The following is a 23,302-nucleotide window of genomic DNA, read 5'->3' as shown; positions in this document are numbered from 1 at the left end:
GTAGCAAGAAAGGATGCTCCCCCATGTCCATCGAGGATGCAAACCGGTATGTGATCAAAGATCAAGGCGTCGAACTGGGTCGTCTTGTGTTGCAAGATCAGTTGTATACCCAGGCGATAGGAGGACTGTTTCCTGAAATTGAGCTTGCTGGCATTCAAAGAGTGCTTGATATTGCCTGTGGACCAGCAGGATGGGCGATTGATGTGGCCTTTGAGTATCCAGAGATGCAGGTGGTGGGAGGGGATAGTAGCGAAAGTATCATCGCCTATAATTTCGCGCAAGCCAGAGTCAGACACCTTGAGAATGTGACGTTTGAAGTGATGGATGTGAGAGCACCCTTCCCCTTCCAGGATCACTCCTTCGATCTGGTCAATGGTCGTTTGCTCGTTGGGGTCATGGATCAAGAGTCCTGGCCGAAACTGCTGAGGGAGTGCAAACGCGTCCTGCAACCGGGAGGAACCATTCGCCTGACCGAGAGCGAAATCGTCATCTCCAATAGTCAGGCGTGTCAGCAGATCAGCGGGTATTTTTACGAGGCCCTCGCCAAGCAGAAGAGAACCTACTCGGTTGATGGTCGCTCTTTGGGGATTGCGTACAGGCTTCCCAAGCTCTTGCAAGAGGCAGGGTTCCAGGAGATCCAGAGCAAAGCGTTCAAACTGGACTGTTCTTCTGCCACGCCTCTGCATTATCCCACCTTCAGGAATATGGAGGCGGCGTATACACTACTCAAACCGTTTATTTTGCAGCACGTGCCTGTCACCGAGGAAGCCTATGATCACCTCTATACTCAAATGGTCGCCGACTTCCAACAAGAGGAGTTTCTCTGTTTCTCCTTTGGGTTAACAGCATGGGCAAACACCCCAGAGGAAGCCTAAGAGCAGGGGGGCTGAGGAAGGAGTCTCTCCAGAGAGGAAGTCGAACGTGTTCCATCAAACGGGTGGGCTTCACGAGCGAGCCTGGGCCTCACGTCTCTTCCCTGACGTTCCTTGAGTAGACGAGAGAAGACAGCACCATCAGGGGAAGTCATTGACAATCCTGGAGCCTCATGTCATACGACAGCATGCATATCTCGTAGGAACTGGAGACGGAAAGAACAACGATGGCGACGTGAGAAGATGATCGTGTGAAGTTGGGCTGGTCGAAAGCCAAGCTTGCTCGTGAAGCTCACGTTGATCCAGCAACGATCAGCGATGCGATAACAGGCAAGAACATCTATAAGGCGACAGCCGGAAAGAGTGCCAATGCGCTTCGTGCCGCACTCGGACAGGAAATCACCTAGAAGGACCTTGAGGGCTTGCAACTGGCTGATTGAGAGCAGCCATTCCGCCTGTGAGCGTCAGAGCTGGAAGACCGGTGGATGATGCTCGCAGGAGCGTTCGTCACCTCCCCATTGTTCCTTGTCGCCCAGACCTGGAAAGGCTGGAGGGAGCCATAAAGCACTACATTATTACAAGTAGTGCTTTTTTTCTCCAAAGATATCGAGAAGCAATCTTTCAGCTATTTACTTTCCTCAGCTAGTAGGCTGTCTCCGTTGGAATGCTCTTTCTGTGGCACCTGTGAACATGGTGTTCAAGGCTTAGATCCTTGAACGCCTGTGAAGTTCACATGTTCTTTGGCGCAGTCAAGAGAAGGCGATGAGGAGCAGGCTGGGCTGCTTGTGCGCTTGTTTTCCCTCTTTTGAGCGAGTGAAGCAAGCAAGACTTGGAGCAACCAGGCTGCCAGGAAGGACACAAGTCAGGACGGCTCGCGGTGGACGCCGAGACAGGTCGTCACCCCAAAAACACAACACAACAGGAAGAGCACAGAGAGCGCAAAACGATCAGCGCGAAGGAAGAGGAATGCTGAGGATGGTTCACTCCCGCTGGAAGATCACATGAGAGATTGCTGAAGCGTGGAGCAACAAATTTTGAAATTTTCTAAATTTGCCAGGTTCCGCTTCATCATATGTACCAACGTTTGATCTTTCAGGAGGAATGTGTCACCTCTCTTTATTAACGCCTGCGTAAAAATGACCAGGATCGACGGCATATCTCCTTCTTTGCCATCGGGAGGGGAGGGATTGCAATCGGCGACCAGAAGCCTGAGCATGATGCCTGGTAGCTTGTCATCCCAAGTGAGTTATGTTGGCGCAAATTACATTGGCGCTGACACTCTTCGACGTTGACGGCTTTTGACGAGAGGTGGGCGGCAAGGGCAATGCGACTCACGAGAGCACCTCTCAATGAAACGATGATGCAGGCTGAGGCTCTGGCGCGCAGAGAGACAGCCCTGCTCTGTTTGGCGGGCCATGTCTGAGAGGTGTTGCTCTTGAGAGAATCCGGCAAAATCGTCAGAATTAATAGAAACAGTAGGAAGGGCAGAGAGAAAAAACGATCATCACGAAGCAAGAGGGGTGCTCAGGATGGCTCCCCACCGTTGACCACGTGCTCTCGACCCGTTATCAGCCCTCTTGCTCGACTTCCCACCTGTTGCAAGAGGCGAGAAGTGGCCTGTCTTGATGATGAGAACTGTTGAGATGGTGTTTTGAAGAGGAACATATATATCGTCTGACTCGTCCCGAAGTCGCTCATTTCCTGATTGAGACGACGAAGGAACTGGCTCATCTGCTTGGCATCTCCCCTCAGCCGGGGAGAGACGAGAGCGAAGACTGAACCCGGAGCGAGGAGGGCGTTTTTGCATGCCCCCTTGTTTGGTCTGCCTTGCTTCCTTCCGATTGTGTTGTTGCCCCCCCTCAGAATACTCAAGCCGCATCCCCATCGGTCAATCGCTCAGTCGCGAAAAAGGTTCTTGCCACGTCCGACGAACAGTGAAGTTGTGCAAGAGGCTTCCTTGTGTTTCAATCGCTCAGTTGATGGGTGGGAACAATTTCTCATGTGTTCCTCATCTTTGTTGGAGACAATAGCAGATATGAAATCGACTCTGAATGGAGAAGCTCAAGCAGATGATCCACTTAGCAACTTCTGACTTGGTACGGCTGCTGGCAACCTACGGCTATCTCGCCGTCCTGCTCTTTGTTGCCATCGAGAGTACTGGGATTCCTTTTCCGGGTGAGACGATGCTCCTGGTCGCTGCTATTACCGCAGGGACGACTCATCACTTATCCATCCTCCTGATCATTGTAGTTGCGGCCTGTGGTGCGATTCTCGGCGATAACCTGGGGTTCTAGGTGGGTCGCGAGGGAGGGTTCCGTCTCCTGCGTCGCTACGGACGGTACATTCATCTCAATGAGCGCAAGCTGAAAGTCGGGATGTATCTGTTCCGCAAACATGGGGTAAATTGGTCTTCTTTGGCCGCTTTATCGCAGTCCTGCGTGCCTGGACAGCGTTCCTGGCAAGGAGCCAACCGCATGCTCTGGCCGTCCTTTTTGCTCTTTAACGCGCTGGGGGGCATCACCTGGGCCACGTTCTATGGTCTGGGAAGCTATTTCTTGGGCGAGAGCATCCACCGATTAACCGGACCTGTTGGCACTGTCACGATTGTGTTCGTCGTGTTCATCATCATCGCAGGGCTGGCGCTGATCTGGCGCAACGAGCAACGATTGGAAGAGTTAGCAGAACAAGCGCTGCCTGGATCGCTGGATGTCTACTAGAGGGAAGCCACGAACGGGTGAAAGAGATGCCCGAGCTGCTTCGGGGATAGCCCGAAATGATCAGGGAAAAAGGTCTCACAAGCAGTTTTGCACTCATCCATGAAGGGGTGGCAGATGAGAAAAATGATGAAGTATACTGAACAGCATCAGGAATGAAGGTTTTTTCTCTTGGAGCCAAGGATGACTGAGATCACCACCCTGCTGATTGCCAACCGGGGAGAAATTGCCCGTCGCATCTTGCGTACTACACGGCGCATGAGCATACGAACAGTAGTAGTCTATGCTGAGATAGATCGTGATGCTCCCTGTGTACAGGAGGCAGATGTTGCCGTTCCCCTCATCAGCGCGACTGGCACCGAACCATACCTCGATCAGTCCCAACTCCTGACCATTGCTCGGCAGGTGGGAGCTGATGCTATTCACCCAGGATATGGTTTTCTGTCAGAACGTGCCTCCTTTGCCGAAGCCTGTGAGGAAGCAGGCTTCCTCTGGATCGGTCCACCAGCACATGTCCTCCAACAGATGAGCCACAAATTGGCGGCGAAGGAGGTGGCTCGTACCGCTGGTATTCCAACGCTTCCTGATGCTGTTGTCTCCACTGACAGGGAAAGCGGTTGGGAGCAAGCTGCATCTCAGCTTGGATATCCCTTGCTGGTCAAAACCAATGCCGGTGGGGGCGGCAAAGAGATACGATTGGTCGCAACCCCTTCTGACCTCTTCAAGGCCATCAGGGAGGTGTCGCATGTTGCTTCCCACTCCCTGAGCGAAACAATCATGTTTTTAGAGGGAGCTTTGTCATCTCCACGACACATTGAGGTTCAGATCGTCGCCGACATGCACGGCTCCGTTCTCCATCTCTACGAACGGGATTGTTCGATCCAACGTCGCTATCAGAAGGTGGCCGAGGCAGCTCCACCGCTCGGGCTTTCATCCAGGTTACTTCAGCAGATGAGAGATGCCTCCCTCACGCTCGCGACACTGCTTGGGTATGTGGGAGTGGGAACGGTCGAGTATCTTGTAGAGGGAGATCGCTTCTTTTTTCTGGAAATGAACCCGCGCTTGCAGATGGAACACCCGATCACCGAATGCCTCACCAGCCTGGATCTTGTCCAGCTTCAGCTTCAGATTGCTTGTGGAGGGCCTCTTCCCATGCAGCAGCACGAGATCCCTTGTGCTGGCTCTGCGCTCGAAGCACGCCTCTATGCCGAAGATCCCCTCGCGGGTTTCCGTCGCACCTTTGGACGCCTGGAACAGTTTGATCTCTCGCCGCATCCTGGTATTCGCTACGAGACTGGAGTTGCCAGCGGGCAGATGATCTCACGCTACGGCCTGCTGGCAAAAGTCATTGCCCATGCCCCAACCCGCAGCGAGGCAGCACACCGTCTGGCTCATGCCCTCAGAGAGATCCAGGTGAAAGGACTACGCACCAACCGGGACTTCCTGCTCGCCATCCTCACGCACCCCGATTTTCTGGCAGGCAGTCCTCCTACTGATTTTGTCCACACCCATCCAGAACTGCTGAATCAACAGGAACAAGAGCCTGAATGACTCCAAGCTCTTGTTTGAGGAGCAATGACTCCTGCACAGAGTGGACCTCGACTCACTCCTGAACAATTACCGTCAGGCTCATGTCCTGGTGGACGGTACAGTAGAAGTGAAAGGTGCCAGCAGTCGTAAAGGGTCCGATCTGATGACTTCCCTTGTCCTGCACCTGGAGCTGCACCGATGGCGCGCCTGGTTCCTCCTGATACAAGGGTATCCCATTGCTCTGCCAGACGCCATTCGCGATCACATGCAACGTGGAAACATCATCGATCAGGGTAACACTCTCCCCCTTGTTAATCATAATGCTTTTTTGCACAAACTGTTCGTCGTCCATATGCACGGTATCTGGCGGCGTCGTGGGGGAGGCCGCAACCACCGGAGAGGTAGAAGAGGACACGGTGGGCGCTCCATCACGGCTACATGCCACGATCCCCATCGTCATCAGGCTGACAAGCACAAACGCGATCACTATCTTCTTCATCACAGTCTTCCCTTAACAAGAGTGAAGAGGCACTGGATCAACCTATCACCTCTTCACCGTTCTGTGCTGCTTAGTTGTCGTCTCCTCCACCATTTTGCACGACGACCGTGAATTGCTGCGTGGGAAATTCTTTACATGAAATGGTGTAGGTGCCATTGTCATGGAATTGCAACAATTGATGCTCATTACGATCAAGCTGGATATTGCCCAGATCCGCATCCGGCTTGGCCGTGAAAGTCAGGTCATAATCGGCCAGATTCGAGAGCGTAATACTCTGCCCTTCTTTGATGGTCACGGATTTGGGCGTGAAGAAGTACTGGTTTTTGGGGTCTTTATAATTGGCATCGAAGCTCACCGTTGCCACCGGGGTAAAGCCACAGGTCACGCCTGCGGTACTCTCCACCTGGACGGCAAGCTTGGCCGTTGGGTGTTCCTGGCTCGACAGCGTGAATCCACCCGCCTTCTGGAAAGGGACATGCTCGGTTTCCCCTGGATCAACAATCGTCAAACGGATACCCGCATCGGGCGTGGTGGTCAGGGTAAATTCCCCTTTGGTGCTATTGACGATGGTGAGTGTATCCCCCATTTTGAGCGATACCCGACTCTGGTTGAATGTGTTGTCAGCACTCAGTGTGACCGAAACTGGCGCATCGCATTTGCCAGTGGCACCTGATGTGGTCGTCTCCTGCATGGGAACGCCGTTATTGGGATAAGGACTCACCGAAGCTCCAGCAGCAGCATTAACCACAATGGGCTGATACATCCCCGCTTCCCAGTGTCCGCCGTAGTGACAGCTAAACTCCAACGTACCAGAGGGAGCCGTGTGATCAAAGGTGAAATCCAGGGTTTTCGTTTCCCCAGGAGCAATATTGTAAATATAAGCCAATGAATCTTTATACACATCATCCATGACCATCGTTTCGGTATTCATGCGGTGCATGATGAGAAAATCATGGTGATGTTTGCCCACGTTGGTCACGACAAAGTGATACTTCACGCCCGTTTCAAAGGTCGTCTGAGGAGATCTGACATCAAAATCACCAATAGGAATCTTCACCGTCTGTGAACCGGTGGACGCGCCGTTGCCCGTCGAGTTGGAAGAATCCGTCGAGCCTGTCGTTGCTGGGGCAAATCCTCCGCAGGCTGCCAACAGGAGCAGCAACCCCAGGGAACAGAGAATCACCAGGATGCCGCGATGTTTGATACTCATTGTCTATCCCTTCTCTTCTTTCGTGTGTTTCCGCTGTCATGATGATCCATCGTGAGTACGACCACCTAAGATATGTGAGCGTCAATTGTGCCTCTGAGAAGATCATCAGACAGTGAACAGGGATGAGTGTCGCAGCGACATGTTGAAATAGTTTGATATGTACACCCATCTATCAGCGGAGTATACTAGATATCACGCTCTATTACACTTCTGCTTGTCTGATTTCCCCAAAAAGTACCAGATAGGAATGAAGATTTCCACTTTTTCTCGTCTCTTCGATGCTCTCCTGTGCTATTAGCACGTGTTAATGAAACCGCCTGCCTTCTTACATGAGGGACTCTTCTTAGGGAATATTACAAATATACTAGCAAGAGGAGAGGTATTATGGATGGCTCGCTGTTGCAAGGCCATTGCAACTATTATAGTTTTAATAGTGCAACATATGTTGCATCTTCACCCGATCTGTGTTGATTGGAATCTCGCCCTTTTCAGCGTATACTGATACCAATGCTGATAAGAAGAAGATGGAGCGAGCAAAACTTCTTCGTGTCTTTTTGCTTGCGAGAAGGAGCCTCTCGTGATCAGGAACAGAACATATCGCCTTCCCACCCACATCCGTGCGGCTCTGGTCGAAGCCAAACAAGATGTGCAGGAGATGATCTTCTCCTCCCCTCAAGCGAGAATGGTCGCCACCGCATTGGTCAGGAGTCAGGCATTTCGTGCTGATCTGCGTCTGCCTCCTCAACAATGGTTCCATTGGAAATGTGGGATTGTCGCGCCTTGCGGCTGTGATTGCCGTCTGCTCAACAGCATTCCCGATGTTCGGCGCTTGCTCGATAGAGCGTTGACCAAAGCGGTGCAATCTACGTTCCCGGATGCAACGTACGTCGTCGGGGTGGCAAATGCCGGTATTCCCTGGGCAAAGACGTTAGCCGACCGTCTCCATGTACCACTTGCCTATGTCCGCAGCACTCCAAAGGCAATGGGGAAGGGGCATCTAGTCGAGTGTCGTCCCCAGGGAAGGCAACGTGCTCTGCTTCTTGAAGATATTGTCGTCAGTGGAAACAGCACGCGCCATGCCATTGACGCCATTCATCGCGAAACTGACCTCAAAGTTATCGGAGTCCAGAGTCTTGTGAACTGGCATTTTCCATCTTCGCGAGCCCTCCTGAGCGACTATCGGGTACGCGCTTTGACCAGTTATCCTTTCATTGTCGTAGCGGCCTTGCAAGCAGGAATGATCGATGAACATGGATTTATGCAGTTGATGACTTTTTACCGGGCACCCTATCACCACCCCTGGGCGCACTATTACCAGGAACCTGCACCTGACGCTGCTGTAACGCTGCCTGGACGAGCAGGTGACTTTCCCGATAGGTAGCCATAAGGTCGTAACTATCACCACAACTCCGCTCGCACAGGTCCAGCAGGAAACGATCAGGCAGACGCTCCAGAAACGCGGGTAGTTCGGCGCGGTTCCTGGCACTCAACAGGAATTTGCAGAGACGAACATTCCAGACAAAATCGGAGGCCTGGATGATGCCCATCAAATCATCCAGCGTTTTGACAAAGGCATGATTGAGCCTATCTTCTATGGTCGGATCGAGAACTGCCGAGGGATGGATGAAGAAACTGGCAATATGGAGAAAAGTGCGTGAGGCGAGAGGCTGGGTCTCGGTTGCCTCTCTCAAACGCTCTTGATGCGCCCCACTGACTTTGATATCATCGATCATCACCAGATGCGCGCCCTCAAGCGCAGCCGGGTCAAGCGAGAGCGTATTGCTACGCATGAGCAGGCGGCGTTGCTCGATGGGAAGGGTGCCATAATCGCCAGCAGAGAGATGGTATCGCGCGATCTTGATAAGGCAAGCCGGAGGAAGGTGCCGCCGGTCTCGTTCCAGATTGACATGACGGAGAAACAGACAGGCGAGTGCATGGGCTGCGGTTGGCACATATTTATAGGGAGAAGAGGCAATCAGCAGGGATGGCGCAAAAATGAGATGAGGAAATGCGTGTTGAAACGCATCTCCTAAAGCAGAGGCAAACCTATCAGCAACGGCAGTCGCTCCATACTTGTAGCGGCTATAGTCGGCAGCGACAAAAGGAAACGGACACGTGCTCTTGACAGGAAGACCAGCTTCATTGAGATGATAGAGTGCGAGTTCATGTGTCGGGATCTCTGGCATCGATGATGTTGTCTTTCTAGAGCTGCCCCATCCTTGAGGCAACTACAATCTATGAAAGGAAACTCCTCACAACTTGTGCTTCGTCTCCTCCCATGCTTCCTATTCCAAATGCCAACAAGGCCGCCACGAGCAAGAGTCCTAGACCTGCGAGCAGCTCATAGCGGACGCGTATGAAGCGGGCGATCACTTTCCCGAGTTGCAATCCAACCAAGGACCACACAAACGTCATAACGCCAAGGAACACTGCCGAGTAGATGGGGGGAAAGCCAACCAATCCCAAGCCAGTGCCCGCAATCATATTGTCCAGGCTGAGAGGGAGAGGCAGACCGAAGAGCACAATACGATCATCTGGCTCCTCCTCCTCTCCCTCAGCCCTCTTCACCACCACCACCCGAACGAGGAGGTAGATGCCATACCCAGCAAGCACGATCGGCCCGATAATGTCGGCCACTGGACCGATAGCCTTCCCCAGAAGGTCCCCAATGAGCAAACCGACCAGGGGTGCAATGCCATCCCAAAGCCCGAACACCAGTGCTATTCGCAGCGCACGACGCCAAGTGTGCTTAAACGTCCCGACCGCAATCGAGACCCGGAAATTATCCTGGGAGAGGGCAAAACCGAGGATGAGAAGCGAGATGATGTCTTTCAAAACGTACCAATCCTTTCCTTCTTCTCACTCATGGGAACGTGATCGCAAAGCCTGGGTAAGCCAATGGGAGGAAAAGCTGAGATCACGTGATTTAGCAGGGCGGCACCAAAGAGCAACAGACGGAGGCGAGAGAACCGAAATGGGAGATGCATGCAACCATCCTTCCAAACAGCAGGAAGAACCTTCTCAGATTCTTCACGGGCGAAGCTACAATGAACTCCTCTCTATAGGTTGTCTTATCTTACGTAACACACGTGCTCAAAAGCATCTGCTCCTGTCACAAAGAATGGCAGATGGCTCTCTCATCAAAAAGCCTGTACATGCCCCTTTGCTCTGAGAGATCCACTGTTTGCACAACTCACACGTTTCTTTCTGCAAAAAAGTATACCTGAGAATACAGAGTAATTCCAGCCTTTCTGCTATAATAGAGGGGATATTTGTAAAAAATTATTTTAATGTAACATGAATACTGCAACATATGTTACATCATTACGTGTAACACAGCGAGAAGGGGGTTGGCAACATGGATGTGCGCCAATGGGTGCTTTTTCTTCCTCAAACGCCTGCTGTGCCGTCAAGTTTACGCGTCTCGGTTTGGCGACGGATGCAACAGCTTGGAGCCGTGGCGCTCCAGAACGGGGTCTGGGTGCTTCCACGCATGGGGAGCATCGAGCGAACGTTACAGAAAGTTCTCACTGACCTTGAGGCTCAGGGAGGTGGTGGTTTTCTGCTGACCGCCCAGGTGCTTCAGCCCGAGCAAGAAGAACGGATGATCGAGCGGTTTCGTTCCGAACGAGAGCAAGATTATACCGAATTTCTTGATCGCTGTGAACGCTTCCTGGGTGAAGTAGAAAAAGAGACAAAAGCGCAGAAATTCACATTTGCAGAATTACAGGAAAATGAAGAAGATTGGCATAAGTTGAAAGTCTGGCTGCGGAAAATCCATGCCCGTGATTTCTTTGGCGGACCACAACGTGAAGCTGCATCCGAGGCTCTGCTTCGTTGCCAACAGGTGTTAAAGGACTATACTACTCAAGTCTACCGACAGCAGGGATATGATCCCCCGGCAGATCTTGATGTGGGCGAAGAAACACCCCTGGAACGTTAGATTTGCATCCATATGGTGCTTCCTGGTGAACACTATCGCTCCTGAGAAGGAGCAAGAAAACACTTCTCAGGAGCTTTTGTTTCTGCCCGAGTAGTGCTCCATCCCTGGTCTAAGGGGTTGCCAGGAGAGTGCTCCTAGAGACCAGCCATTGTGTCAATCCCTGTTTTCCCAAAGCGTGAGTACTGCTACCTACGTGTTCTCGCGAACAACGAAGAGGCAGCAAAAAAGAGAGGAGGAAAGATCTCTCTCTTTTTTCTTCACCAAAACTCAGTACTTTTCTTGTGCATGTCCATCTGTCTGTGCAAGAAAACCAGAAAGTGCTGCTCTGTTGCAAAGAGATCATGTTTCTCCATCCCGTATCAAGATGGAGGAAGTGACGGTAAACTGATCATGGTGTGCATGCTGTTGTACAAAGCGATCACGGGTCCGTTCCCAGAGCTTGCGACCGACTCTCACAGTCTTCCCATCGCGGCACCTGAGCCAATAGGCATACCCTCTCGTTGCTGGGAAATGTCGCTCTGCGCTGATCTCTTCTATTTGGCTCCAGTGGATGATCGTTGTGATCTGCTGGCTTGCCCGCATCACAAACAATCCTTCCTGACATTCATACAGGCATTCATGCCTTCTCAAAAAGAGCGTCACCAACTCTCCTACACATACCAGGATGCCCAGGACAGCGGACCAGCCTCCCAGCACTGACACCACCAGGAGAAAGGTGCGCCCCAGATCCAGCCACTGAGTGATTGGCATCTTTCCAAGAAGGGAGTATGTCATCAGAGCAGAGCAAGCAACACATGCCACAGGGACGAGCAAGAGAAGAGATCGGACCGTTTTTCTGGCAGAAGGCCGATAACAGCGCAGAGGAGCGCCAAGATGAGAGCGGGCAGCCTCTTGGCACACCTCTCTAGGAAAAGCCGTCTGCACTGCGCTCCGCTTCCAGAGTGAGCATGATGAGGAACGGTGTTGTTGATGGGTCATGGCGGTATGTTCCTTCTCAATGGTTCCACTCCTCCCACTGAAGAAAAAGCAGAGATGTGCCAGAACGACCAAGATGGGAAGAGATCACGCGTAATACCGGAAGAGCAGGGAACAGATGCCCTGAAGGGCATACATAAATGGGTGAGTGGCAGGTGGTTCTGATAGCTCTGGGCACCCTTTCCCAAATAGCATCCCTTCTTCCTACATACACCTCTGCACATGAGTCTCTTCCTCAGTATACCCGAGAGTGTAGGGAAATTCTAGCTTTTTTTGCTTTAAAAAGCTGGAATTGCAAAAGTCTCTGCGGGAGAAACATGAATAGTGAAACAGATGTTGCGTTAAAAAATGCAACAGGGTGAGAAGGGGCTGGTGACATGGATGTACGTCAATGGGTACTTTTTTCCCTCAGACCCCTGCTGTGCCGTCCCTGTTCAGGAGCCTTTGTTGCTGCCTGAACCCCCGGTTTGTGGGTGTTGTCCAGAGAGTTCTCCTAGAGATCAGCCGTTGTGTCAATCCTCGTTTCCCAACGCGTGGGTACTGCTGTACACGTGTTCTCTCGAACACTGAAGGTGCAGCAAAAAGAGAAAGGGGCAGGATTTCTCTTTTTTCTTAACCAGAACCCGGTACTTTCCTGTGAATGCACATCTGACTGTGCAAGACCATCAGAAATTCATGCTATCCTGCATCAATAAATATCTTCCTGCATTTTTTTGTTGAGGAGATGCACCAGACTCCCAGCTTCCTTCAAAAAGCTGGGGATGAACATGCTCCTTCTGAGCGGGAAAAACAAGCAATGAGGACCACACAACCGAGGGTGTACGCGATGTGGCAGACTGGTGCCTCCACATCGTCACTGAGATGAAACAATATAAAGGAGACAGTCTTCCATCATGATGAGTCTACTCATATTTCTGCTCCCATTAGGACTGGATAGCTTGAGCGTTTCGCTGAGCTTGGGCATGAAAAGTAAGACAACGAAAAGTGATTCAGCTCCCCATCTTCTTTCTCTCTGGCTCAATTCTGCACTTCTGTTTGCTGCAACAGAGATGCTGATGCCGCTGGTTGGACTGGCAATAGGATACGAACTCTCCTGGGCGCTCAGCGAAGTGCTGAGCGTGATAGGACCACTCCTCTTGATCGGCATTGGCTTGTGGGAGGTCGTGGAAGAAGCACGGGAACTGCTAGAAAAGCGAAACCAAAAGATGCATCCTGCAACAGTCTCTTCTCCACCTAAACCTTCCCGTACACGGCTGGCATGGGCCCCCCAATGGATACGCCCCCTCCTGCTCGCGCTCTCTATTAGCATGGATGAGCTAGTCGTTGGATTTTCGCTTGGCAGCGTGACGCCTCTGGCTGCTCATGAAGGAAACGTCTCTTTGCTAATCATCTGTTTGTGTATCGGGATACAAGGGTGTCTGATGACGATTCTCGGATTGGCCCTGGGTCGCTGGCTCGGCACGTCTATGAAAGCGGTCAAACAGTGGAATGAATGGATTGCAGGATTGTTGCTCATTGGGCTGGGAGCCTGGCTCCTGCTCTTCAATGGCTAATACGAAGAGAACAGGCTGGCTCCATTGGTGAAGGATGCACCGATGGAGCTGGCAGGCGAACCTCTTCGGCATCTATTGCAAACAAGCACGTTGTCAGAAAGTCTGTTTTGGCCCCTGCGGCATCTTTTTCTCTATCGTTCTGAGAGATCCCATTAAGCACGCAAAGAAGAAGATGCAAGTGTATGATAGGCTCCAAGTCACCCCAATCTTCAAAGGAGGATGCTGGGGACAAGGAAATGGATACTCATCATCCGTGTGATGTCTGCCGTAAGCACGTCACACGAATGACGCCATCCCCAGAGGAAGTGAGGTCGAGCAGATGTGGATGTCATCTGAGGAACAGGGCTTTGCGCTAGCAAGGGCTTCTCAGTAGAAAGCGTGATGGTAGACAGACCATGTGCATCACCCAACGGATCGAGGCAGTGAAGGAGATCCTCGGATGTGGCAACAACGCTCCTGGCACGGATGGAACACAAGATTGCCTGATACCTCCCTTTGCTCTATGGTGAGCAAATCCTTGAGGTGAGGAAGCCACTCGTGGATCACTTGCATGAGTAGCAATGTTACTCCCTCCAGTGTCGGGTTGCTCCCCCACAAGGCTGCGAACTAGATGCAGGTCGATTATGAACACCCACGTGCTCGACTTTCCTGAGCTACCCTTGCTCTCACGCTGCTCCCTACAGACGAGCAGGTCTGGGCTGCTTTTCCAATTGGGACAACAGAGATCAGGCATGTGCAATATTTTGTTCAGACGAGCGAATTTATTGCGGCGGAAACGGAGCTGCTGTATAATAAGCCCTACTATAAATGATTTGATGCCTTGTAAGCAGCAATGTATAGGATGGAAAGCGAAGGATAGGGTAATAACACCATGCCTCAGAAGAATATGCCCTCTGAATTGTTAGAACTAGCGGTCTCTGGAACCTGGATAGCCGAGCATCGCCGAATTTGGCAGATGAAGTTTCTCAACCCTGAAGAGCTTGCACAATTTTGCTCTGATCGTGGATTATCTAACTTTGGAGAAGAAGACATTATTCATTTATGGCAGTTGGGATTGCTAAAAGCTGATCTTATAGAAAGTGAAACTGAGCTTCATGATAAAGGGTTGGTTGATCATGGTATCAACCAGTATAAGTGCCATATTTACTCTGATGAACGCCAGCTTCAAAAGTGTTCCGATGAATGGAATGCTTTGGTACAAAAGCTTGCACCCCTTCAGAATGGTACAGAGCTTCTTTTCCATCCTTTCCGTTACTATGTACTTCATTGTCTCAATAGAGCAAATGGCCTAATTAAGTTTGATATTGCAAAGATGCAAATGTTCAATCAAAGTGGTCTTCCACGTCGCCTAGATTGGTGTATATCTTTCTTCAAACAATGGTTCGGTTCAGAGCAATTTATGGCAAAGATGAAGAAGTGGAACGATACAGCATCCCTCAGTATTGTTACTGAGCCATATACCTATATGCGAATCTTCAACTCTGTGAGATATGATCCATCTGACACTATGAGTTATCAGACCGGAGTGGAAGAAATACGCCAGCATATGGCCGACTATGGGGAGCATATGGTCAAGAGACTCTATCAAACTTTTGGTATGAAGCGATTGGAAGAAATACGACAAGACCTCTGTATTGAAACACAACTGCTTGATCCCAACAGGTGGATACACACCTTGCTCTGCCTGGGAGAGAGTGAACTACGCTTAACATTAGAAGGTCACTTAGGCGGCGCACTTCTTCTGAGAACAATGGCAGAGATGCTCCGACGAGCAACTGAGAACACTTTTAACAAAGTATTGCGCGAAGAGGATGAATTGGGACTTGGATGGATACCAGAGAATGTCAAAGAGAAGCTCTACGGTTCTAATAGAGTCCTAGATGACCGCCAAGCAGGAGGTGCATTTGCTCGACGGCATGGCTTAAACTATAAACCTCGTGTCCACTTGTATGGGGAGGGAGAAACTGAATTTGGCGCACTTAGCAGCTTTTTTAAGACGCTAGATGTGCCAGTTACTAATTTGCATGGATTGATCAAACAAGGCAATTCAATGGGAGCTTTTTTTAGGGATGAACTGCAAGCTGATATAAGAAATCAAGTCTATAGCCTTGTCATAATTGATAAGGATGTCCCTGAAAATGTGAGGGTTATGGAAAGTGCGGCAAGGAATAATCAAGCCAATCCAGATGATGGAATTTTCGGCAGGTTTTTTCTCTCCGACCTCGATTTTGAGTTCGCAAACTTTGAAGTAGATGAACTGGAAACAATCGTTTGGAAAATGGTGCAAGATGGGGAACCTAGTCAAGCAGACCGTGACCTCCTTCATAATTATGTGAAAGAAACAAAAAAATCGGCACCTTTTTTTAAAGCAGTAGAGAAGGCATCGCTCACCATCCCTCAATTAATTGAGTTTAAAAAGGGTAAAAAATGGGGAGAAGCATTAATGAAATATGCATGGGAGCACCCTTTTAAACAAGGAATAAAGAGGCAAATCATAGAAGCTGTAGAATTGGCTTTGTTCTGGGAGAAAACGTCAAGCCTAGAACTGTATGAGGAATCCAGAAGAAATTATATGATTCATAAAGATACAGGTGAACTTGTAGAACGTACTACCTAGTATCCTGAACAATCTAGCGGCTCTCTATCAGGACCAAGGACGCTACTCTGAGGTGGAGCCACTCTATCAGCGAGCGCTTGCCATCACTGAAGAGCAGTTGGAGGCCACTCATTCTGATACGGCACGGAGCCTGAATAATCTGGCACTGCTCTATCGGGATGAGCGGCTCCTACCCGTTCCTCTCGGATGGTAAGCGTTTGCAGCCAAAGGGGTTCGGCTTCCTTGTACAGACCGCTGATCTTGACCCATTTTCATGGAGTGGCTTGCCTTTGACGAGAGGCGAGTCAGCGGGAAATGCCGCTCACAACGGCTCCTGTGAGCACGCACCACAATGTTGGTCTGGGTCCTGGCTCGTAGAGAGTCAGCCCTGCTCCGTTGTCCATGCCGCGCACACGGCAGGGTGGCTCGTGAAGGACGCCGAGACAGGGCGTCACTCCAGAAAAACCAGCAGGAAGAGCAGAGAGAGCGCAAAACAATCATCCTGAAGGAAGAGGGATGCCGAGGAGATGGCTCACCATCGCTGGAAGATCACGCAAGAGATTGCTGAAGCGTGGAGCGACACATTTTGAAAATTTCAAAATGTGTCCGGTTTCACCTCATCCTATGCACCAACGTTTGATCATCCAGGAGGAATGTGTCACCCCTCTCTATGACGTTGACGGCTTTTGAGGAGAGATGAGCGGCAAGGGCAATGCAACACCTCTCCATGAAACGATGGTGCAGGCTTCGGCCCTGGCTCGCAGAGAGACACCCCTGTTCCGTTTGGCGTGCCACGTCTCAGAGGGATAGCTTTTGAGATCATCCGGCAAAACCGTCAAACCTAATAAAAATAGCAGAAAGAGTATGAAAAGATATAAGGCCATCATTCCTCATTGGCAGGCGTCTCGCCATGACGCACAAGCAGCAAACGCGTGGTAGATGACATTAGCAACCTCTCCTCAATCCTTGCAAAAAACTGCCCGGAGCGTACCACAACTGCCGTTTACAAACAATGAATTAGCGAAGGGGTGACCTTTTCAAACCAGCTCTTAGATGATCCACAGATTTCGCGTGATGAACTGCGTTTCAATCGCTCAGTCGCGAAGCTTCCCATTACCACCTTCTCGCTGTGATCCGGCCAAGAAAGCCAGTGGAGAAGGCGTGTTGCGAGAGGCTCGTGTTCAGGTGCAAGTCTACCACATTTCTGATCCACCTTTTTAGCTTGGCTCTCACTCCATCGGCTCCAGAGGCGCTGCTCACCAACTGCACAGCCCAGCCTCTCGCAGAGAGGTGATTGTTCCCGCTCTCAGAGCGTCGAGAAGCATGGAGGAAGCCGCGAAACCAGGACGGGCAAGCCCAATGTACCTGACACGTCCCGAAATCGCTTGTGACATTGGTTGAGACGGCGCATGCAGGTCTTGCGACACCTCACTGTACATGTTTTCGGGTGATCGTCGCGTTCACAGCAGGTTCTTGTCCACCATTGTCTTTCGACTCTGGGCAAACTGTTGACCTAAGAACATTGCTCCAGTTCTTCCTGGTTGCACCAGGGATACTCTCATGCGGCACGGCGTCCACTCGTGTCCCGTAAGCAATCCCGAAGTTCACTCAATTCGTGTCAAGACTGGCCTGTGTCCTTGTCCATTATTCTCTTTCCTCTTGAAGGTGAAGCGATCTTCGCATGGGTAGAATTTCCTGTCTAGCCCTGTGCAAAAAATGCTGACTTTATTGTAAAGAGGGGATTGATACGCGAAACGATCCTTATTATACTTCAGGTTAAGATGGTCGCTTGACACCGTTCAGTGCAGCTCACTCATAAGATACTCTTCTGGATTCATTTCCTCACGATTTCGTTGCTCTGGGGGAGTATTCTATTTTTCTTTTCAAGAAAGGGAGTTCTTCTTTTCTCGTGATTTGATCCTGCCCATTTCTCAATCGTATCAGCTTGATCTCTCTTGCATCTCATAGGTGGAGTGTCAAGCCTGAATCACAGAAATTTTTGGAGGTCATTTTCTCATGGCAACAACGACGACTGAAAGTAGTAAGGGCGAGGTCCTCCGGTCAGAACGCATTGCAGGAGGCATTCTCTCCAAAGTTCTCAACACCTTCGATCTGGTGGCTATTTTTATTGCCATCGTCCTCTTTATCACGAACGCGCCTGGTATAGCTGCCGCAGGCCCAGTGGCCTATATTTATCTCGTGGCAGGATTTTTGACCTTTCTGATTCCAGGGGCTATCGTGGTTGGACAACTTGGTCGGATGTTTCCCCAGGAAGGATCGATCTATGTCTGGACGAATAAAGCCTTTGGTCCTTTCTGGGGTTTTTTCGCTGGTTTCTGTGCCTGGTGGCCCGGCATCTTCGTTGTGATGGTCTGTGGAAGCCTTGTGAGTACCTTCATCAGCCAGTTAGCAGGTCTGTTTGGCCTGACCATTCTCGCCGAGCCTTGGCAACTGGGACTGGTGATTCTCGCGGTCACAGCTATATCTTTCTGGCTCTCTGCTATCCGTTTCCGCGCCGCACAAAATCTCGTCAACATTATGTTCGTCCTGTACGGCGCTGCTATCGTATTGATCGGCATCGCAGGAGTGGCCTGGCTCCTCTCTGGTCATCCTGGATTCACGAATATGGCTGTGAGTGGAGGCGGTTGGGCCATCACCTTCGGCAGCACTGGCAATTTTACCATCTTTGGCTTCGTCATCCTTGCCTTGTTGGGTATTGAGGTGCCCTTGAATATGGGCGTTGAAGTGACCAGTGAACGCGCCGTAACTTGTTATCTGGTCTGGGGAACCATTGTCGTCATGGTCGCCTATCTCCTCACTACTTTTGGTATTATGACGGCTGTCCCTTCAGCATGCCCACAGGTGACGGCTACCTGCCTGTCTAGCTATGTGAATACCAATCCTCAGACGAATCTCTGGGCAATGGTCGATGCTGTTCATAATGGTTTTGGCCCTGCTGGTCTGGTGCTCTCAGTGATCGTTGACCTGATCATGATTGGCTTCGGCCTTTATGCGGCTCTTATCTACAATTATTCGTTTGGTCGTATGCTCTTTGTTTCTGGTCTGGATCGCCGCTTGCCAGCTGCAATGAGCAAAGTGAACGCTGCTCGTGTGCCGTGGGTAGCGGTGCTTGTGCAAAGCATCATCATCGTGGTTCTTGCCATAGCCGTCTACATGGTCATTCCCTACACTGCGGCATCGAATACCACCAACCGCGCGAATCTAGTGAACCTCATGTACTACATTCTCTTCGTGTCAATTGCGGTGATCTGGTGTATTTCGATGATCTTCCAATTCATAGATATTATCGTCATTCGCTATAAATATCATGAAGAGTTCGCTGATGTCCGACTCGCTCCAGATTGGGTGTTCTATCTCTGCTCAATCGTGGGGATGCTTGCCAGCGGTATTGGTCTCTACGCGACTGTGTCCGCCCCTGGGTTCCCAACTTGATCGAGATTGGCCCCTGGGATATCTGGATTGGGGCTATCGTCGTGGTATCGCTGATCGCCGCCGCTATCATTTACCTCATTGGTCATGCTCGCATCAAGGATGATGTGACCGATGAGCAGGTGATTGCTGAAGCCATAGGCAGCGCAGAAAAGCCTGACAAAGTCGAATAGGAGCTACCCTACATTGTAAGATTGGGGAAATCAAAGAAACCATGCAAGGAGACGCAAAAAAATTTTCCCCTTCATCTGAGGCTCCTCTCTCAACTGCTCAGATGACGTAAGACTATTGAGAGACGAGTGGTCATGTCCTCGCGTGACAGGTGGAGTCGTAGGGGCAAATGCTATCTCCTCGCGCGTACCGCCAAAAGAGGTGAGCAGAGATCCTTCCAGAATTGCAGGCATTGTTCGGGGAAGGAGGGCAACTCCAGGGCAGAGAAGAAAGCAAGGTGCTCGATCTCTTCGATCAAGGGGCTGAGCTTGACCCCGTTTCGTAGAGTCGAGGAGTGTGGAGAACGTCTGAGCGTTCCACGTCTCATGAGTTTGCTTTCGATGAAGAAAACGTAGAGAACGTTACGTTAAACGTTTAAGATACTTTTACTCTATCAGAAAAAATACGTTACGTCAACGTTTTAAACAGTTGTTTCAAGCTCCTTTCTATTTAGCTGCTCATAGGCTACAGGGCTGAGATAGCCGAGTGCCGAATGCCGACGTTTGCGGTTGTAGAACGTTTCGATGTAGTCAAAAATGGACTGCCTGGCTTGGGTCTGAGTTTGGTAGTGGTGTCGATGAGTCCATTCTCGTTTGAGTGTGCCAAAGAAACTCTCCGTAGGGGCGTTATCCCAACAGTTGCCTTTTCGACTCATACTACAGGTGATTCCTGCACTAGCTAAAAGACCTTGATATGCTTGGCTAGTATATTGACTCCCTCGATCTGTATGATGCATCAATCCTGATTTGGGGCATCTTTGGATCAGTGCCATCTTCAAGGCTTTTTCGACCAGCTCCTCATCACGATGCAAGGACATGGACCATCCAACCACTTTCCGCGAATACAGATCCAGGATGATCGCCAGATAGAGCCAGCCTTGCCCCGTCTCAATGCCGGTAATGTCGCCTGTCCATCTGGTGTTTGGGGCAAAAGCATTGAACTCTCGATTCAAGCGATTGTCCGCTACTGGATTCTTATGTGAGCTATCGGTGGTCCGAACCCGGCGACGTTTCTGTCCTGCACTTATGCCTGCCGCTCTCATGAGACGAGCCACATGCTTACGCGAACATTTCACCCCCAGATCGTTCAGTTCCACATGAATGCGCGGACTCCCATAGATCTGCCGATTGTGCTCAAAAATTTGCTGAATGTGTTGCGTGAGTTCTTCGTTCTTCTGCTCACGCTCGCTCTTTGGTCGTTTGCGCCAAGCATAATAGCCACATTCTGAGACGGAAAGTGCTCGGCACATCGTCTTTACCGCATATTCTTGCCGGTGATCTTCGATAAACTGAAACTTCACCGCTATTGTCGTGAAAATATATGAAGCGCTTTTTTTAAAATGTCTCGTTCTTGTTTCACGACTTCCAGTTCGCGTTTGAGGTGGCGCAGTTCTTCGGCCTCGGGTGTTTGATGCCCGCTGCCTGGAAATGCCTGCTCGCCGTGCTCGGAAAACTGCTTACGCCAGTTATGAATGGTGCTGTCGCTTATCCCTAAATCACGAGCGATCTCGGTGATAGGTTTGCCACTGGTCTCGGCCAAGCGTACAGCTTCGATTTTGAACTCTTTCGTGTAGGCTTTTTGTTCTTTGGTCATCTTTCTTCCCTCGTTTGATTGAGTCTAGTATATTCCACATTTCCCGACTCTTTCAAACGGGGGGAAGCTCAGGCTGAAGCAGGAGCATCGTCTACTGCTTATCAGGAGCCACCGAAACGGGCACTCTCCTGAGTTGTTGTCCGATTGGTCATAATCAACGTAATGAGGGGAGAACAAACTGAAGTAGGAGAGGATTTAAGCAACAGGCTGCTATTGGGTGGAGGGACTGACCGATCCGTTGTGTCTTCTAGCGGCTGAGTGGCTGAAGGCGCTGTTCTTTAATAGAAGGTGTTACTTCAGTTTACATGAGATAGGAAGAATGTTAAGATGAAAGGTGTTCAGCAGTCTGAGCGAATAGGGTCGTCTATGGTTCATCGACGAACATCTTTATCTCCTCATACGAAGACATATATAAACACGGCTATTAAAAAAAGAGGTTTCATAGAGGTATGCCTTCATCTTTAGACAAAGAAATAATGGGAGATCGGAACAATTTCAAAGGCACAGAATATCATCTTGTGTACGCACTCTGGTTATTACTCTATAAAAGAGTCTCTTCTGTCGCTTTTTATCAAGGAAATGACCTTCTTGCTCAGGCTATGCCACCTCCTCAACCAATTGCTTTAGAGACCAACCTGCATGTGGAAGAGTCCTCTAAAGATGTGTGGATTCAACTGAAATCGACCGAAACGGATTGGAACCTTAGCGACCTCCTAAGAGATAATTTGCTCCCCAACTTCATATGCAACGCTCTTTATTCTCAAGAGCATGGTCGATCTTGGGAAATACAATTAGTGACTCAGGGGAAGATTCCAAGCAACGACATTCGGGAGTTTTTGAAAAAGCCTCATGAGCATTCACGCTCTTTTCGGTCCTTTCAAAACAGAATTAAACAAGCACAGCAACCTTAACTCCACCCCCTAGAGAGCGAGACCATTCAAAACTGGGTGCTGGTAAAGCAGTTATTCCCTATCAGAATGTAATGGCCCGTAAATGGTGTTAGAAGGCATGTTGCATCTGGCTCGTTGAAGTCCAGCAGCCGAGATTGAATGATTTCGTCTGTTACTTCGTGCCGAGAAAAATAGCTTGATAAAGCGACTGAAAGGGGTCCCGATTAATATCGACCTCGATTTTCCAATAGTTAAATCCCCCTTCCTGAGAGGTTGTGCCAAGATCAATGTCTATGTTTGGAGACTTCGCAGGTTTTTTGACACTTCCCCACGCCTCTTTGGTTGGCTTGACGACCATTTGGTTGAGTGCGTTCTGGTCAAACACCAGCTTGCTCCGATCAATTTCTGCAACGGCGAATTCATCAGCTTTTTCCAACGTTATGATACCAGAGCCGACGTATTTCTCAAGTTTCCCAAAATCTGCTGCCTGAAACTTGACAATCAGCTTCTTCGCCTCTCTAAGCCTGTCTATAAACTCGCTGAACTGTATTGCGACTTTCTTAGCAGCTGAAGGCAGTTTGATTTCAGTGGGGGTAGGTATAATCCAATATCCGTCTCTATTAAACGCGATATGTCCAAAATCCAGAAATTGCTTTTCTCCGTCCACAGTCTCAAGCAGGAATTCCACGCCTGCTGATAATTCTCCGAACTCCTTAGTTACGGAGATGAGCTTGTTCCAGGCATCTATCATCGTATACGATTTGTTGGACCTTATTGAATCGTTAATAGTATTGCGGGCGTCCTGGGCAGTTTCGTCAAGAAATCTCCGTACGGGTCCATATTTGATATAGCGCTCGAACAAAATGCTGCCAATAAACCACCACTTGCGGCCCTGTAGGCCACGCTCAAACTTCTTGATATTGGTCACTTTTATACTGGTCACTTTCCCTTGAACAAACGCCGCAAAGTCTTTCCAACTCTTAAAATCGAAATCCTTGTACCTAAGTCTCACAGATTCAAGGGCAGTCACAAGACGCTCCTTGAGATTCTCAAAAAAGATAGCTGTTAATTTGAGCTTTTCAGCTTCACTGGCAAGCAACAGATGACCCAACTGCCTTGTGCGTTCGCTCTCAAGTCTGCTCACTTCCTCGAGCCGCCTTAACTCTTTGGCAGAGTCTATCTCCTTTTCCATAGCTTCGAGTGAAGCAGTAGCTATCTGCGTTACCTTGATTTTTGTGAGTGGTGACTTGGTTTTAGGCATCGCGAA

Annotated in this window: 20 protein-coding genes and 3 pseudogenes; 14 read left to right on the top strand and 9 right to left on the bottom strand. The window is 50.1% G+C overall.

Annotation, left to right across the window (positions count from 1 at the left end; genetic code table 11):
• Positions 1-23: 23 nt before the first annotated feature.
• Both K3T83_RS43035 and K3T83_RS43030 read left to right on the top strand, forming a co-directional pair.
• The gene (locus K3T83_RS43035; protein WP_220209308.1) at positions 24-875 is read left to right on the top strand and encodes a class I SAM-dependent methyltransferase; all 852 of its coding nucleotides are present in this window, start codon (positions 24-26) and stop codon (positions 873-875) included.
• Between the two features lie 248 nt (positions 876-1,123).
• The gene (locus K3T83_RS43030; protein ID WP_220209307.1) at positions 1,124-1,279 is read left to right on the top strand and encodes an XRE family transcriptional regulator; all 156 of its coding nucleotides are present in this window, start codon (positions 1,124-1,126) and stop codon (positions 1,277-1,279) included.
• Between the two features lie 712 nt (positions 1,280-1,991).
• Here the strand turns inward: K3T83_RS43030 and K3T83_RS43025 are convergent.
• Positions 1,992-2,207 (bottom strand): hypothetical protein, encoded by a 216-nt coding sequence (locus K3T83_RS43025; protein WP_220209306.1) that lies wholly within the window; start codon positions 2,205-2,207, stop codon positions 1,992-1,994.
• A 189-nt stretch (positions 2,208-2,396) separates the two neighbouring features.
• Positions 2,397-2,603, bottom strand: coding sequence for a hypothetical protein (locus tag K3T83_RS43020; RefSeq protein ID WP_220209305.1), 207 nt, complete (start codon positions 2,601-2,603; stop codon positions 2,397-2,399).
• Between the two features lie 338 nt (positions 2,604-2,941).
• Here K3T83_RS43020 and K3T83_RS43015 point away from each other — a divergent pair, with 338 nt between their 5' ends.
• The 3 genes from K3T83_RS43015 (at position 2,942) to K3T83_RS43005 (ending at position 5,137) form a co-directional block, all read left to right on the top strand.
• Complete coding sequence (locus K3T83_RS43015) at positions 2,942-3,166, top strand: DedA family protein (RefSeq protein ID WP_220209304.1); 225 nt, start codon at positions 2,942-2,944, stop codon at positions 3,164-3,166.
• Entirely contained in the window at positions 3,167-3,589 is a 423-nt protein-coding gene (locus K3T83_RS43010; protein ID WP_220209303.1) for a DedA family protein, read from the top strand.
• A gap of 180 nt (positions 3,590-3,769) precedes the next feature.
• Positions 3,770-5,137: an acetyl-CoA carboxylase biotin carboxylase subunit gene (locus tag K3T83_RS43005; RefSeq protein WP_220209302.1), complete on the top strand. Its 1,368-nt coding sequence runs from the start codon at positions 3,770-3,772 to the stop codon at positions 5,135-5,137.
• A gap of 52 nt (positions 5,138-5,189) precedes the next feature.
• Here the strand turns inward: K3T83_RS43005 and K3T83_RS43000 are convergent, their stop codons facing one another.
• Positions 5,190-5,615 (bottom strand): cupredoxin domain-containing protein, encoded by a 426-nt coding sequence (locus tag K3T83_RS43000; protein ID WP_220209301.1) that lies wholly within the window; start codon positions 5,613-5,615, stop codon positions 5,190-5,192.
• A 70-nt stretch (positions 5,616-5,685) separates the two neighbouring features.
• Positions 5,686-6,825: a cupredoxin domain-containing protein gene (locus K3T83_RS42995; protein WP_220209300.1), complete on the bottom strand. Its 1,140-nt coding sequence runs from the start codon at positions 6,823-6,825 to the stop codon at positions 5,686-5,688.
• Between the two features lie 655 nt (positions 6,826-7,480).
• Between K3T83_RS42995 and K3T83_RS56670 the strand changes: the two are divergent.
• Positions 7,481-7,948, top strand: a pseudogene (locus K3T83_RS56670) (orotate phosphoribosyltransferase); the annotation flags it as partial.
• Between the two features lie 133 nt (positions 7,949-8,081).
• On the opposite strand, the gene K3T83_RS42990 reads toward K3T83_RS56670, so the two are convergent.
• On the bottom strand, positions 8,082-9,011 hold the full coding sequence (locus K3T83_RS42990; protein ID WP_220209299.1) for a phosphoribosyltransferase family protein: 930 nt from the start codon (positions 9,009-9,011) through the stop codon (positions 8,082-8,084).
• Between the two features lie 49 nt (positions 9,012-9,060).
• Complete coding sequence (locus K3T83_RS42985; RefSeq protein ID WP_220209298.1) at positions 9,061-9,660, bottom strand: manganese efflux pump MntP; 600 nt, start codon at positions 9,658-9,660, stop codon at positions 9,061-9,063.
• Positions 9,661-10,183: 523 nt separating this feature from the next.
• Between K3T83_RS42985 and K3T83_RS42980 the strand changes: the two genes are divergently transcribed.
• Positions 10,184-10,768 carry a Chromate resistance protein ChrB gene (locus K3T83_RS42980; protein ID WP_220209297.1) on the top strand — a complete coding sequence of 195 codons (585 nt, stop codon included), beginning with the start codon at positions 10,184-10,186 and terminating at the stop codon, positions 10,766-10,768.
• A gap of 339 nt (positions 10,769-11,107) precedes the next feature.
• On the opposite strand, the gene K3T83_RS42975 is transcribed toward K3T83_RS42980, so the two are convergent.
• Positions 11,108-11,518 carry a hypothetical protein gene (locus K3T83_RS42975; protein WP_220209296.1) on the bottom strand — a complete coding sequence of 137 codons (411 nt, stop codon included), beginning with the start codon at positions 11,516-11,518 and terminating at the stop codon, positions 11,108-11,110.
• A 17-nt stretch (positions 11,519-11,535) separates the two neighbouring features.
• On the opposite strand from K3T83_RS42975, the gene K3T83_RS42970 reads away from it, so the two are divergent.
• The 6 genes and pseudogenes from K3T83_RS42970 (at position 11,536) to K3T83_RS42945 (ending at position 19,515) form a co-directional block, all read left to right on the top strand.
• Positions 11,536-11,676 (top strand): hypothetical protein, encoded by a 141-nt coding sequence (locus K3T83_RS42970; protein WP_220209295.1) that lies wholly within the window; start codon positions 11,536-11,538, stop codon positions 11,674-11,676.
• Positions 11,677-12,636: 960 nt separating this feature from the next.
• Entirely contained in the window at positions 12,637-13,296 is a 660-nt protein-coding gene (locus tag K3T83_RS42965; protein ID WP_220209294.1) for a manganese efflux pump MntP, read from the top strand.
• Between the two features lie 871 nt (positions 13,297-14,167).
• Positions 14,168-15,913 carry a hypothetical protein gene (locus K3T83_RS42960; protein ID WP_220209293.1) on the top strand — a complete coding sequence of 582 codons (1,746 nt, stop codon included), beginning with the start codon at positions 14,168-14,170 and terminating at the stop codon, positions 15,911-15,913.
• 4 nt (positions 15,914-15,917) lie between these two features.
• Positions 15,918-16,073, top strand: a pseudogene (locus K3T83_RS42955) (tetratricopeptide repeat protein); the annotation flags it as partial.
• Positions 16,074-17,908: 1,835 nt separating this feature from the next.
• Entirely contained in the window at positions 17,909-19,345 is a 1,437-nt protein-coding gene (locus tag K3T83_RS42950) for an APC family permease (RefSeq protein ID WP_220209292.1), read from the top strand.
• Positions 19,342-19,515, top strand: coding sequence for a hypothetical protein (locus tag K3T83_RS42945; RefSeq protein ID WP_220209291.1), 174 nt, complete (start codon positions 19,342-19,344; stop codon positions 19,513-19,515). Before K3T83_RS42950 ends, K3T83_RS42945 begins: the two co-directional genes overlap by 4 nt.
• Positions 19,516-19,973: 458 nt before the next feature.
• On the opposite strand, the pseudogene K3T83_RS42940 reads toward K3T83_RS42945, so the two are convergent.
• Positions 19,974-21,145 (bottom strand): annotated as a pseudogene (locus K3T83_RS42940) (IS3 family transposase).
• Between the two features lie 449 nt (positions 21,146-21,594).
• On the opposite strand from K3T83_RS42940, the gene K3T83_RS42935 reads away from it, so the two are divergent.
• Positions 21,595-22,056, top strand: a complete 462-nt coding sequence (locus K3T83_RS42935; RefSeq protein ID WP_220209290.1) for a hypothetical protein — start codon at positions 21,595-21,597, stop codon at positions 22,054-22,056.
• Positions 22,057-22,207: 151 nt separating this feature from the next.
• Here K3T83_RS42935 and K3T83_RS42930 read toward each other — a convergent pair whose 3' ends face one another.
• The gene (locus K3T83_RS42930) at positions 22,208-23,296 is read right to left on the bottom strand and encodes a hypothetical protein (RefSeq protein WP_220209289.1); all 1,089 of its coding nucleotides are present in this window, start codon (positions 23,294-23,296) and stop codon (positions 22,208-22,210) included.
• Positions 23,297-23,302 lie beyond the last annotated feature (6 nt).

The organism is Reticulibacter mediterranei (genome assembly GCF_016587455.1).
The sequence above is the reverse complement of the archived record's forward strand: the minus strand, read 5'-3'. Positions and strand labels throughout refer to the sequence as shown.